This window comes from Syntrophales bacterium, assembly GCA_030655775.1.
Lineage (GTDB): Bacteria > Desulfobacterota > Syntrophia > Syntrophales > JADFWA01 > JAUSPI01.
This window is the reverse complement of sequence record JAUSPI010000213.1, coordinates 21,389-35,281: the sequence shown is the minus strand read 5'-3', so window position 1 is coordinate 35,281 and position 13,893 is coordinate 21,389. Positions and strand designations below refer to the sequence as shown.

11 protein-coding genes and 5 tRNA genes are annotated in these 13,893 nt (G+C 43.0%); all 16 read right to left on the bottom strand.

What is annotated here, in order from left to right; all coding sequences use genetic code 11:
- Positions 1–7: 7 nt before the first annotated feature.
- Positions 8–478 carry a 30S ribosomal protein S7 gene (gene rpsG / locus Q7J27_11435; protein ID MDO9529750.1) on the bottom strand — a complete coding sequence of 157 codons (471 nt, stop codon included), beginning with the start codon at positions 476–478 and terminating at the stop codon, positions 8–10.
- A gap of 19 nt (positions 479–497) precedes the next feature.
- Complete coding sequence (rpsL, locus tag Q7J27_11430; protein ID MDO9529749.1) at positions 498–869, bottom strand: 30S ribosomal protein S12; 372 nt, start codon at positions 867–869, stop codon at positions 498–500.
- A 50-nt stretch (positions 870–919) separates the two neighbouring features.
- Positions 920–5,056, bottom strand: coding sequence for a DNA-directed RNA polymerase subunit beta' (rpoC, locus tag Q7J27_11425; GenBank protein MDO9529748.1), 4,137 nt, complete (start codon positions 5,054–5,056; stop codon positions 920–922).
- A gap of 93 nt (positions 5,057–5,149) precedes the next feature.
- Positions 5,150–9,247: a DNA-directed RNA polymerase subunit beta gene (gene rpoB, locus Q7J27_11420; GenBank protein MDO9529747.1), complete on the bottom strand. Its 4,098-nt coding sequence runs from the start codon at positions 9,245–9,247 to the stop codon at positions 5,150–5,152.
- A 154-nt stretch (positions 9,248–9,401) separates the two neighbouring features.
- On the bottom strand, positions 9,402–9,836 hold the full coding sequence (rplL, locus tag Q7J27_11415) for a 50S ribosomal protein L7/L12 (protein MDO9529746.1): 435 nt from the start codon (positions 9,834–9,836) through the stop codon (positions 9,402–9,404).
- Positions 9,837–9,860: 24 nt separating this feature from the next.
- Complete coding sequence (rplJ, locus tag Q7J27_11410) at positions 9,861–10,373, bottom strand: 50S ribosomal protein L10 (protein ID MDO9529745.1); 513 nt, start codon at positions 10,371–10,373, stop codon at positions 9,861–9,863.
- A 249-nt stretch (positions 10,374–10,622) separates the two neighbouring features.
- A complete protein-coding gene (gene rplA / locus Q7J27_11405) occupies positions 10,623–11,327 on the bottom strand; it encodes a 50S ribosomal protein L1 (protein ID MDO9529744.1) in 705 nt (234 codons plus the stop codon).
- Between the two features lie 16 nt (positions 11,328–11,343).
- Positions 11,344–11,769, bottom strand: coding sequence for a 50S ribosomal protein L11 (rplK, locus tag Q7J27_11400; protein MDO9529743.1), 426 nt, complete (start codon positions 11,767–11,769; stop codon positions 11,344–11,346).
- Positions 11,770–11,882: 113 nt separating this feature from the next.
- Positions 11,883–12,413 (bottom strand): transcription termination/antitermination protein NusG, encoded by a 531-nt coding sequence (gene nusG, locus Q7J27_11395; protein ID MDO9529742.1) that lies wholly within the window; start codon positions 12,411–12,413, stop codon positions 11,883–11,885.
- Positions 12,414–12,417: 4 nt separating this feature from the next.
- Positions 12,418–12,609 carry a preprotein translocase subunit SecE gene (gene secE, locus Q7J27_11390; protein ID MDO9529741.1) on the bottom strand — a complete coding sequence of 64 codons (192 nt, stop codon included), beginning with the start codon at positions 12,607–12,609 and terminating at the stop codon, positions 12,418–12,420.
- A gap of 38 nt (positions 12,610–12,647) precedes the next feature.
- Positions 12,648–12,725 (bottom strand) — tRNA-Trp (locus Q7J27_11385).
- Positions 12,726–12,853: 128 nt separating this feature from the next.
- The gene (rpmG, locus tag Q7J27_11380) at positions 12,854–13,003 is read right to left on the bottom strand and encodes a 50S ribosomal protein L33 (GenBank protein ID MDO9529740.1); all 150 of its coding nucleotides are present in this window, start codon (positions 13,001–13,003) and stop codon (positions 12,854–12,856) included.
- Between the two features lie 22 nt (positions 13,004–13,025).
- A tRNA-Thr gene (locus Q7J27_11375) sits at positions 13,026–13,101 on the bottom strand.
- 287 nt (positions 13,102–13,388) lie between these two features.
- Positions 13,389–13,464, bottom strand: a tRNA-Gly gene (locus tag Q7J27_11370).
- 4 nt (positions 13,465–13,468) lie between these two features.
- Positions 13,469–13,553, bottom strand: a tRNA-Tyr gene (locus Q7J27_11365).
- Position 13,554: 1 nt separating this feature from the next.
- A tRNA-Thr gene (locus Q7J27_11360) sits at positions 13,555–13,630 on the bottom strand.
- Positions 13,631–13,893 lie beyond the last annotated feature (263 nt).

The following is a 13,893-nucleotide window of genomic DNA, read 5'->3' as shown; positions in this document are numbered from 1 at the left end:
CCGCCACTTAAAACCTGTAATGAGCAAAGGCTTTATTTGCCTCAGCCATTTTGTGGACATCCTCTTTCTTTTTGACAGTGGCTCCTCTGCCATTGGCGGCATCTATCAGTTCGGCAGCTAACTTCTCTTTCATGCTTTTACCGGCACGTTTTCTTGCATTATCTATCAACCACTTAATCCCCAGAGAAACTCTTCTGACCTGTCGTACTTCCGTCGGCACCTGATAAGTGGATCCTCCTACCCGCCTCGATTTTACTTCTATAACAGGTTTTACATTATTTACAGCCTTCTCAAAAACTTCGATAGGCAAGTCTTTTGTCTTCTCTTCAATAATATCAAAAGCTCCATAGAGGATAGATTCGGCAATACTCTTTTTCCCTTTCGATAACAGATTGTTAACGAATTTTGCCACGAGTTCACTATTATACTTGGAATCCGGCAGAATTTCTCTCTTTGCTATCTCTCTTCTTCTCGGCATTTATTACTACTCCCAAAGATTAACCTGGTTTTTTGACTCCGTATTTCGATCTACTTGTTTTCCTGTCCTGGACACCCATGGTATCGAGTGTGCCCCTTATTACCTGATACCTAACCCCGGGAAGATCCTTGACCCTGCCTCCCCTTACAAGGACAACAGAGTGCTCCTGGAGATTATGTCCCATTCCCGGTATATATGAGGTCACCTCGTAGCCACTGGTAAGACGCACCCTTGCCACTTTTCTCAATGCAGAATTAGGTTTCTTAGGTGTTGAAGTATAAACCCTGATGCAGACTCCTCTTCTCTGTGGACAACCGGCAAGCGCAGGTGTTGTGACTTTCTTTTTTATCTTCGTCCGACCTTTACGAACCAGCTGATTTATTGTAGGCATCATCCCCCCATCGGTTAACAACTTATATAAAGGTAAAGCTTGGTTTTCTATCAATTAGCAACTTGCATGTCAAGTGTTTTCTTATCTACTTTTTCGGTTATTTGTTCTAACTCATCCTCAACTTCAGTTGCGATCCCTAATTTCCTATACACGCCAACACCTGTTCCCGCCGGGATTAACCTCCCCATTATAACATTTTCCTTGAGCCCCCTGAGATAATCCACTCTCCCGGACAGGCTGGCCTCTGTAAGAACGCGTGTCGTCTCCTGAAAAGACGCTGCCGAAATAAAGCTCCCTGTACTCAGAGATGCCTTGGTAATCCCCAAAAGAACCGGCTCACCTATAGCCGGGTTACCTTCCTGGGCTATAACTTTTTCATTTTCTTCCTCGAATAGATGTTTTTCCACCTGCTCATCCGTAAGGAAAGATGTATCGCCCGGTTTTGTTACTTTAATTCTGCGAAGCATCTGGCGCACAATAATTTCTATGTGTTTGTCATTAATTTTGACGCCCTGTAGCCTATAAACTTCTTGCACTTCATCAACTAAGTACCTGGCTAATTCTTTTTCTCCTTTAATAGCAAGAAGATCATGGGGGTTTTGCGCACCACCCATCAGAGGTTCACCGGCCACAACCCTGTCACCTTCCTGTACACTTATATGTTTTCCCTTGGAAATCAGGTATTCTCTTTTATCACCAACATCAGGGGCTATAACAACCTTTCTTTTTCCCTTTACATCTTTACCGAACGAAACCACCCCGTCAATTTCCGTTATTACAGCATATTCCTTCGGTTTTCTCGCTTCAAAAAGCTCCGCCACCCTGGGAAGACCACCGGTAATATCCTTTGTCTTTGTGGTCTCTCTGGGAACCTTTGTAATAATGTCACCTGCCTTTACCTGCTGACCTTCCGACACAACAATGTTTACGCCAACCGAAAGTTGGTACCTTGCAATTGCATTCGTTCCCGGCAGCTTAACCGTTTTTCCGTCTTTATCTTTTAACGAAATCCTCGGACGTAAATTTGAATCCTTAGATTCAACAACAACTTTTCTGGAAAGACCGGTCACCGTATCAACCTGTTCCTTCATGGTCACCCCTTCAACAATATCTCCGAACTTAATTGTTCCATCAACCTCTGAAAGAATTGGTATTGAAAAGGGATCCCATTGTGCAATCAGTTCTCCTTCTTTTATCTCATAACCATCATCCACCTTTACGTGTGCCCCATATGGAACAGGATATCTACCACGGCTTCTCTGTTTCTCATCCAGGACATGGATTTCTCCGCTTCTGTTCATCACCACAAGCTGTTTTTCTTTGCCCTTAACCGTATTGAGATCGACGAATTTTATGGTACCCGAATGCCTCGCCTCCAGGGTAGAGTGTTCCTCAAACTTTGCGGTACCGCCAATATGAAAAGTTCGCATAGTCAGCTGGGTTCCAGGTTCACCAATAGATTGGGCTGCAATAATACCGACCGTTTCACCAATATTCACCAAGTGTCCATGGGAAAGATCCCGACCGTAACACCGGGCACATACTCCCTGTTTTGACTTGCACGTCAGAACGGATCGTATTTTGATCCTCTCTATACCTGCCCGGTCAATTTTATCGACGAGCGCTTCTTCAATTTCCTGATTCGCCTTCACTATGATTTCTGCTGTAAAAGGATCCTTGATATCATCCAAGGCAACCCTCCCCAGAACACGCTCACCGGCAGCTTCTATTATCTCCCCGCCTTCCGATAGAGCAGAAACATAGATGCCATCGATCGTTCCACAATCTTCTTCAGTAATAATACAGTCCTGAGCCACATCGACAAGTCTCCTGGTAAGATACCCGGAATTTGCCGTCTTAAGTGCAGTATCAGCAAGACCTTTCCTGGCACCGTGTGTAGAAATAAAATATTGGAGAACAGATAGACCTTCCCTGAAATTTGCAGTAATCGGCGTCTCAATAATCTCACCGGATGGTTTCGCCATTAACCCTCTCATACCTGCAAGCTGTCTTATCTGCGCAGCACTTCCCCTCGCACCCGAATCAGCCATCATATAAATAGGATTAAAGCTTTTTATTTTTATCTTTTCATTATCCGGCCCTATCACCTCTTTCGTTCCGATACATCCGAGCATCTCAGCAGCAACCTTCTCAGTAGCCTGAGCCCAGATGTCTATGACTTTGTTATAACGTTCTCCATCTGTAATAAGACCGTCCATGTACTGTTTCTGAATTTCCAAAACATCATGGTCAGCTTTTGCAACAATCTCCTTTTTACTGGAAGGTATCATCATATTATCAACCGCAAAAGACGCACCAGACATCGTAGCGACCTTGAACCCAAGATCCTTCAATCTATCCGCCAGCAAAACCGTTACCTTATCCCCACAAGACCTGTAACAATAATCAATAAGGTCTGCCAACATTCTCTTGCTCATAACTTTATTAATGATATCAAAGGGAATTTCTTCAGGAACAATTTCATAAAGTAAAACTCTACCTGTCGTTGTATCCGTTAGCGTTCCCCCAATTCTAACTTTAATCTTCGCATGAAGATCAATCACACCGGAATCAAAGGCATTTCTCACCTCGTCGGTACCTGAAAAGATCATTCCCTCTCCCATAACACGGTCTTGGGACCTGGTCAGATAATAAATCCCGAGGACAATATCCTGACCGGGAACAATAATCGGTTTACCATTAGCCGGTGAGAGAATGTTATTTGTCGACATCATAAGAACCCTGGCTTCTGTTTGTGCTTCGATAGATAAAGGTACATGCACTGCCATCTGGTCACCATCGAAATCAGCATTGAATGCGGGGCAGACCAGAGGATGAAGCTGTATCGCCTTTCCTTCTATAAGCACAGGTTCAAAAGCCTGCATGCCAAGCCTGTGTAAAGTCGGGGCTCTATTAAGTATAACGGGATATTCACGGACAACTTCATCTAATGCATCCCATACCTCCGGGGTCTCCCTTTCAACCATCCTTTTAGCGCTCTTCACGGTGGTAACATAACCCCTCTCCTGGAGCCTGTTGTAAATGAATGGCTTGAAGAGCTCCAACGCCATCTTTTTAGGAAGTCCACATTGATGCAATCTAAGGTCGGGTCCTACAGTAATAACGGATCTTCCTGAGTAATCAACCCTCTTGCCGAGGAGATTCTGTCTAAACCTTCCCTGCTTCCCCTTCAGCATATCCGACAGTGATCTAAGAGGTCTCTTGTTGGAACCGGTAATGGCCCTTCCTCTCCTGCCATTGTCAAAGAGGACGTCTACAGATTCCTGAAGCATCCTTTTCTCGTTTCTTATGATAATTTCCGGTGCAGAGAGTTCCTGCAAACGTTTCAGGCGGTTGTTCCTGTTAATAACCCTTCTGTAAAGATCGTTGAGATCAGACGTGGCAAAACGGCCGCCATCCAGGGGAACCAGAGGCCGGAGCTCTGGAGGAATTACCGGTAAAGCTGTCAGAATCATCCATTCTGGTTTATTTCCCGATTTCCTAAGTGCTTCAACAACTTTTAGCCTCTTTAATAACTTCTTCTTTTTGGTTTCAGATGTTGCTGCTTTTAATTCTAATCTGAGTTCTTCATCCAATCCATCTATGTCAACTTCTTCCAGAAGTTTTCTAACAGCTTCAGCGCCTATCCCTGCCTCAAAGGCGTCCGGGCCATACTCCTCCTTCAATTCCGCATAACTCTCCTCAGAAAGTATTTCCTTCTTTTTCAAAGGCGTGTCTTTAGGATCCAACACGATCCAGCATTCAAAATAGAGCACTCTCTCCAGTTCCTTAAGCGTCAAATCGAGTACATTACCTATTCGGCTGGGAAGACTCTTCAGAAACCAGATATGGGCTACAGGTGCTGATAAGGTTATATGTCCCATTCTTTCTCTGCGAACCTTTGATTGGATAACCTCAACACCGCACTTTTCACAGACAACCCCTCTGTGTTTCATCCTTTTATATCTGCCACAGAGGCATTCGTAATCCTTAACCGGACCGAATATCTTCGCGCAAAAAAGTCCATCCTTTTCCGGCTTGAATGTCCTGTAGTTTATTGTCTCAGGTTTCTTGACTTCACCCTGAGACCACGAAAGAATCCTCTCCGGCGAGGCAATGGACATTTTTATTGCATTAAACCTCACAGGATCCTTCGGCTTTTCAAAAAAACTGAATATATCTTCCACTGAACATGTCTCCTAATTAGATTCAATCCTGAATCTGTTCATTTTACTTTTTAACTATGACCGGCAGGCCACATTTAATGGTCTTAATGGAATCTAATTCTTCTCTTCCTCAATTAACTCCACATCGAGACAAAGACCCTGCAATTCCTTGACGAGAACATTAAAGGATTCAGGAATCCCCGCTTCAAATTTATGTTCCCCTTTAACAATGGATTCATATACTCTTGTTCTGCCAGCTACATCATCCGATTTAACGGTAAGAAACTCCTGCAACGCATACGCAGCACCATAGGCCTCCATCGCCCAGACCTCCATCTCACCCAACCTCTGGCCGCCAAACTGCGCTTTACCCCCGAGAGGCTGCTGAGTAACAAGAGAATAAGGCCCAATTGACCTGGCATGAATCTTACTGTCAACGAGATGGTGAAGCTTCAGCATATAAATCATTCCTACTGTAACCTCCTGGTCAAAAGGCTCTCCAGTCCTGCCATCAAAGAGCATCGTCTGGCCACTTTCCGGAAGATCAGCCAATTTAAGCATATTCTTTATATCATCCTCACAGGCACCATCAAAAACAGGTGTCGCCATAGGAATGCCATTCTTAAGTCTGTCGACAAATCTCTTGATTTCCTCATCAGTCGCCCCATCTATAAAAGCGTCAAATTGAGGAGAGGCGTATATCTCTTTAACTTCTTTCTTCAGGTTATCCATGCTGTATTTTATATTTAGCAAAGAATTTATCTTGTCTCCCAATTCTTTTGCAGCCCATCCGAGATGAGTCTCGAGGATCTGCCCCACATTCATACGTGAGGGCACTCCCAAGGGATTCAAGACTATATCAACAGGAGTACCGTCCTCAAAAAAAGGCATGTCTTCCTCTGGAAGTATCCTGGATAGCACTCCCTTATTACCATGTCTTCCCGCCATCTTATCACCAACAGAAAGCTTCCTTTTTATGGCCACATAAACCTTAACCATCTTGATTACTCCCGGGGAAAGTTCATCTCCAGTTTTGAATTTATCTATCTTTCCCTCAAAAAAAGCCTCCACCAACTCTATTTTTTTAGAAAAATTCACAAAGATACTTTCTATCTTCTCATTCAACACATCTTCTTCTAACAGCGATATTTCCTTCCAGAGACTAAATGGTATAATCTCCAGGACTTCTCCGGTAATCTCTTCTCCCTTTTTTAAAAATCTCTTTTTCTTTTTAGGATCAACCAGCTTCGTTGCAGAAGTCTTTCCGATGAGTAAGCTTGAAATCTCCCGCTTAACATTATCGGCAATAATCCTGATTTCATCATCTCTGTCCTTGAGTAAACGTCCTATCTCTTCGTCTTCTATAATTTGCGATCTGCGATCTTTCTCCGTCCCCTTACGGGTAAATGTCTTTGCATCTATAACTATACCCTCAACTCCAGGGGGAACACGCAGAGATGTGTCCCTGACATCGCCGGCCTTCTCGCCGAATATGGCCCGAAGCAGTTTTTCCTCCGGAGACAGTTGTGTTTCCCCTTTTGGGGTAATCTTACCGACCAGAACATCTCCTGGTTTCACCGATACTCCTATACGAACCATCCCGCTTTCATCCAGATTCCGCAGGGTTTCCTCCCCTACATTGGGAATATCTCTGGTGATTTCCTCCTTGCCCAATTTAGTGTCCCTGGCGACCGTGTCAAATTCTTCAATATGTATAGACGTATAAATGTCCTCTTTCACCACTCTTTCACTGATCAAGATAGAGTCTTCATAATTATATCCTCCCCAGGACATAAAGGCGACCATGACGTTTCTCCCCAGTGCCAGTTCTCCATTATTGGTTGCAGGCCCATCGGCTATCACCGCTCCTCTGTCTGCTCTATCTCCTACGTTTACAATAGCCTTATGATTGAAACATGTATCCTGATTTGAACGCTGAAACTTGGTCAGGTTATATATATCAACTCCTGTATCAAACTGGGTTTCCCCCTCATTATCACATTCAATTACAATCCTTGACGCATCAACGCTCTTCACAACGCCAGACCTTTTAGCTATAATAACAGCACCAGAATCCCGCGCAATAACTGACTCCATCCCCGTACCCACAAGAGGATATTCAGGTTTTACAAGCGGAACCGCCTGTCGCTGCATATTGGAACCCATCAGGGCACGGTTGGCATCATCATGTTCCAAGAAGGGGATAAGTCCTGCGGCAACACTTACAAGTTGATTGGGAGATACATCCATAAGCTCAACTTCATCAGGCATGGCCATGACAAAGTCCTCCCCCCTCCTCGAAGAGATAAGCTTATCCTTAAAGCTTCCCCTTGAATCGAGAGGGGTATCCGCCTCGGCGATAATAAATTTTTCTTCCTCCATTGCTGTCAAGTATTCAATATCATTCGAGACTTTCCCGTTTCTTACCACCCTGTACGGAGTTTCTATAAAACCGAATTCGTTCACCCTTGCGTAGGTACTAAGAGAAACAATAAGGCCTATATTTGGCCCCTCGGGGGTCTCAATAGGACATATCCGGCCATAGTGAGATGAATGCACATCTCTCACTTCAAAGCCCGCCCGCTCCCTGGTAAGTCCCCCTGGGCCAAGGGCGGATAACCTCCTTTTGTGCGTAACTTCTGAAAGCGGATTCGTCTGATCCATAAACTGTGACAACTGACTACTCCCAAAAAACTCATTAACAACGGCCAAAACAGGTTTAGCATTTATTAAATCATGGGGCATCATGGTTTCCACATCCTGAAGACTCATCTTCTCTTTAATGGCCCGCTCCATTCTGACCAAGCCTATCCTGTACTGATTTTCGATAAGTTCTCCAACAGATCTGGCCCTTCTGTTACCTAAATGATCAATGTCATCAATACTGCAATCTCCCACTCCATTCTTGAGATCAATAAGATATTTAACTGCCTTCAGAATATCCTCATTCCGTAACACCGTTACATCCGTAGGGACATCCAGGCCAAGTTTATAATTCATCTTGGCTCTGCCCACATTAGAAAGATTATAGCTATCAGGATTGAAAAAGAGACTATTGAAAAACCTGCGTGCCGTTTCCAGAGTGGGTGGATTGCTTGGTCGGAGTCTCCTGTATATTTCAATTATCGCGTCTTCTTCCGTCTCAACCTTATCAATCAGGAAAGTATCCCTCATGGCAGAACTTATTCCATCTTCGTCAAGACTAATAACCCGTAGTTCCCTGACCCCTTTTTCTCGAACTAATTCCAACCCTTCCACAGTCAATTCGCTATTGCAGTGCAATAAAACCTCTTCTGTTTCAGGATCCAATACGTCCGATGAGAGCATCTTTCCAACAAGGACTTCATCACTTATCGACATTCGACCTATATTTAATCCCGCGAGTTTTTTCAAAGCCGCTTTCGATATTTTCCTGCCCTTTTTTACGACAACTTCACCGGTCTTTTTATCCTTAATATCTTCCGGGGCTCTCTCATCAACGAGAAACTCATCCACCGCCATAAAAGCCTGGCCATCCTCCAGAAATACTTTTTCAATATTATGAAAATAGCCAAGCAGATCCTGGGTAGAGTTTCCCATAGCCTTCAAAAGGATAGTCACGGGCATTTTTCTTCTTCTGTCTATCCTAACATAAAGAAAATCCTTGGAATCAAATTCAAGATCGAGCCAGGAACCCCTGATTGGAATAATCCTTGCTGAATATATTAGTTTTCCGCTTGTATGTGTCTTGCCCTTGTCATGATCAAAAAAGATACCGGGGGATCTGTGAAGCTGGCTGACTATAACCCGCTCCGTACCATTGACAATAAAAGTGCCATTATCTGTCATCAATGGTATCTCACCAAAGTAAATCTCCTGTTCCTTGATATCCCTGATTGTCTTTCGCTCACTATCCCGGTCAACATCAAAAACAACAAGCCTAACCACAATCTTCAGAGGAGCCGCATAGGTCATGCCCTTCTGAAGGCACTCTTTCACATCGTATCTGACATCCCCTATTTTGTAACTTACAAATTCCAAAGAACACTGACCGCTGAAATCCGAAATGGGGAAAACACTCTTAAAGGTACCCTGCAGACCCGAATTATCCCTCTCGTCGGGAATTATATCCCTCTGGAGGAACTTCTCATATGACTTTGTCTGGATATCAATAAGATTTGGGATATCAACTATTTTTTTAATACGACCAAAATTTTTTCTAAACCCGTCCATAATTCCCCTTCATCTGTAAGCATTTAGCTATCAGTCTTCAGCTTTTAGCAATAACAGGGATTATACGAAACATTCCCCCTCAAACTCCTCTTGAACTGAATAATCGCTTTTCATCATAGCTGACAGCTGCTTGCTGAACGCTAAATGCTTTAACTTACTTAATCTCCACGCTGGCTCCTACCTCTTCCAGTTTCTTCTTAACATTATCAGCCTCATCCTTCGAAACAGCCTCTTTAACCGGCTTCGGCACACCATCTACCAAATTTTTAGCTTCTTTCAATCCCAAACCTGTCAAGGCCCTGACAACCTTTATAACCTGGATCTTCTGGTCACCAAAACCGGAGAGTATAACATCAAATTCACTCTTCTCTTCTTCCTGGACTACCTGTTCTGACCCTGGAGCCACAGCAGCGACAGACACTGGCGCAGCCGCGGACACACCAAACTTTTCTTCCAATTCCTTTACGAGTTGTGACAACTCAAGAACTGTCATATCTTCAATAAATTTTATAACATCTTCTTTTGTTGTTTTCTCTTTTGTTGTTTTCTCTTTTGTTACCTTCTCTTTTTCTACCTTTTCATCTGCCATTTTTCTAATCCCTTCCTGTATGTTTTATTTCTTTACCCGATAAGCATCAAGAACTTGAACAAAGCTTCTCGGAACACCATTTAGCACATTAACCAGCAAAGCTTGTGTTGCTACCAGTATGGAGAGAAGCTTTCCAACAAGAACATCCCTGCTTGGAAGCGCAGCCAGAACACCTATCTCTTCCTTACTTAAAAACTTGCCCTCCAACATCCCGGCCTTAATTTCCAGCGTATTTTTCCCTTTGGCAAAATTAACCAGTGCTTTTGTCGGCGCAATTTCATCTCCATAACTCATGGCAATGGCGAGCGGCCCCTTGAAATACTCTTCAAGAATACTAAAATCGGTACCCTTAGAAGCGATTCCAAGAAGGGTATTCTTTGACACCCTTAACTCGGTCGCGGATTTACGCAGCTCATTTCTTAATGAGGTAATCTGCTCAACATTTAAACCACTATAATCCACCAGAACCGCCAGTTTAACATCTTTAATTTTATCATGAAGATCAGCAACAACCAGCTCTTTAGTTTTTCGATCCAACTATTTCTAGCCTCCTTTCTTATTCTGAATTCCAAAAAACCTCACTATAAAGTAAGGATTTAGTTTGAAAATCAGAGATGCATACAGGAAGAAACATTGAACTAACCAATCGTCTCGGCAGGCCGATTCAAATCGTTTAAACATCCTGTACCCGCTGTCTCTGACTTATTTATCAGATATCAATACCCAACTGAAAGCTCTTGGCAGAAACAAAGTTTCTCCACTTCGCTGACAGCCGAGTATTAATAATCATATGAAAAGATTTCTGACATTCAGGGGATCCACCTTTATCCCTGGACCCATAGTGGTAGAAAGTGATATGTTTTTCAGATAAGTTCCCTTACTCGATGCCGGTTTCAGTTTCACGATAGTTTCTGCTAATGTTAAAATGTTTTCCAATAATTTATCTACCCCAAAAGAAACCTTTCCTACTGGACTATGCACAATTCCTGCTTTTTCTACTCTGAACTCAATCTTGCCCGCCTTGAGTTCTTTTACAACTGTTCCTACATCAAAGGTTACTGTACCAACTTTCGGATTCGGCATCAACCCACGCGGGCCTAGGAGTTTCCCAAGTTTTCCCACACTACCCATCATATCAGGTGTAGCAACAACTCTGTCAAACTCAAACCAACCCCCTTTTATTTTTTCAATTATGTCATCAGAGCCAACAATATCAGCTCCTGCATCAAGAGCTTCCTTTTCTTTGTCACCCTTTGCAAAAACCAACACTCTTACAGACTTCCCCAAGCCGTTAGGAAGAACCACGCTTCCTCTAACCATCTGATCGGCATGCCTTGGATTCACACCTAACCTGATAGCTACATCGACAGTTTCATCAAACTTTACCCTCGAGGTGCTCACAAGCAGTTCCAAAGCTTCCTTCAGAACATATTTCTTTCCAGATTCAACCCTCTCTTTAGCTTTTAAAAAACTTTTACCTTCCTTAGGCATTGTCGTTCAACCTCTTCTATTCTGCAATTTCAATTCCCATTGATCTTGCCGTTCCCTTCACAATTTTTTCAGCTCCCGACATATCCAGGGCATTCAGGTCATTATATTTTAACTCGGCAATCTCCTTCACCTGTTTGGCTGTTACTGTCCCTACCTTTTCTCTTTTTGGATCTCCGGACCCCTTCGCTATTTTGGCTGCCTGCTTGAGAAGAACAGAAGTCGGCGGCGTTTTGGTAACGAATGTAAAGGATCTATCAGCATATACAGTTATTAGTGCGGGTATAACCATTCCTTCCTGGTTCTGCGTCATGGCATTATATGCCTTGCAGAACTCCATAATATTTACTCCATGTTGACCCAGGGCCGGCCCTATAGGTGGTGACGGAGAAGCTTTCCCCGCCTGAATTTGAAGTTTTATGCTTGCTATAACCTTTTTTGCCATTATGATCACCCTAATTTCAAGTTTGAAGTGCAAAGTGCCTAAAGTGAACTAAAGTTATGGACAACATTTTTTAACTTTAGGCACTTTAGCTCACTTTAGGCATTTTAGGCACTTTAATTCTGGGCAACCTGTATGAAATCTAATTCCACAGGCGTTGACCTACCAAAAATACTAACAATAACTCTTAATTTCCCCTTCTCTGGTTTAACCTCGTCAACCATCCCGTCAAAGTTCGTAAATGGACCGTCTATAATTCTGACCTGATCTCCAACTTCAAACTCATATTTGGGTTTCGGTTTCAAGGTTCCTTCATCTATCCTGGTCTTCAGTAATTCAACATCTTCATCCGGTATCGGAGTCGGCTTATCTTTACTTCCGACAAATCCTGTAACTTTAGGAGTATTATTCACTATATGCCAGGCTTCATCGTTCATCTCCATTCTCACAAGTATATAACAGGGGAAAAATTTCCTTTTGGAGGTTTTTTTGTTCCCGCTAACCAGTTCGACGACGTCCTCTTCAGGCACAAGAATATCAGAGAAATACTTCTGCATACCAGCAGTTTCTATTCTCTCCTGCATGGAAAGCTTCACCTTGTTTTCAAACCCCGAATATGTGTGAATGACATACCATTTAAAGGCCATATATTTAACCCATGAATAATTTCAATATTTTAGTAAGCCCAAAATCCACGATGCCGAGAAAGATAGACACAATGAAAGTGAGGATAACGACGATAGACGTGGAGGCGAAAGCCTGCTTTGGTGTCGGCCATACAACCTTTTTAAGCTCAACCTTTGCCTCTTTCAAAAACTGTCTTATTTTTTGTATTCTATTCATTGATACTTATTCTGAATTCATTTCAGTAACAATAAAAATGGCAGGCCAGGAGGGACTCGAACCCCCAGCATCCGGATTTGGAGTCCGGCGCTCTATCCAATTAGAGCTACTGGCCCGTACCCGTATATGGGGTTTACCTTAAAACAGGATGTTGTCCAAGCCTTAGAATCATTAAAAAACATTTCAGGTAAAGCGAAAAAAGATTTACACAACGGTTTCTCTGCTAAGATGCAACCCATGTTAACTACTTCGTTTCCCTGTGAACAGTGTGGACCCGGCAAAATTTACAATATTTTTTTAACTCAAGACGATCCTGCATCGTTCTCTTGTTCTTCGTTGTTGTATAATTTCTTTGCTTGCATTCCGTACAAGCCAACGTAATTATATTTCTCATTACAAGCCAACTCTCTCTAAAATGGAGCCCACGACCAGGATTGAACTGGTGACCTCATCCTTACCAAGGATGTGCTCTACCGACTGAGCTACGTGGGCAAAATTAATAAATTTAAAAAGCAATTTACAATAGCTCTAAGTACAGATCAGCATCGGCTATCAGACAAATTCTCCAACCTTCAGAATACCTGCTCATCCCTCACAAATTGAGAGCTTTGCATAATACCAATATTGTCATTGCGAGCGAAGCGAAGCAATCTCATAACATATTGATAATTCATAAGATTGCCGCGTCGCTAAAGCTCCTCGCAATGACCAGAATTGCAGTTTTGCAAAGCTCTCAAATTGTTACCCTACAAACCAGACAATCATTTTTATAAATAAAATGGAGCGGGAAACGGGATTCGAACCCGCGACCCTCAGCTTGGAAGGCTGATGCTCTAGCCACTGAGCTACTCCCGCTTTATGGTGGAGGGGGGAGGATTCGAACCTCCGTAGGCTCCGCCGGCAGATTTACAGTCTGCTCCCTTTGGCCGCTCGGGAACCCCTCCCTGGAGCTGGCGATGGGACTCGAACCCGCGACCTGCTGATTACAAATCAGCTGCTCTACCTGTTGAGCTACGCCAGCGATCTCCCAAACGACAGACCAACAAACATGAAATTTGTAAGATAATATTATAAAATACAATTTGTCAAGACTTTTTTGTCTCTCGAATTAATTTAAAAGAAATGTTATCATAAGTAAGATTTAAAAAGGATTGCTGACTCATAATATATATCACTGTAGAAAAGTGACAATGAACCCACGATCAAAAAGAAAATATACTGCAGGGATTTCTTTACGCTATAAAAACGGTTTCCCCCTTAAATATTACTTAAGTGTTCAAACAC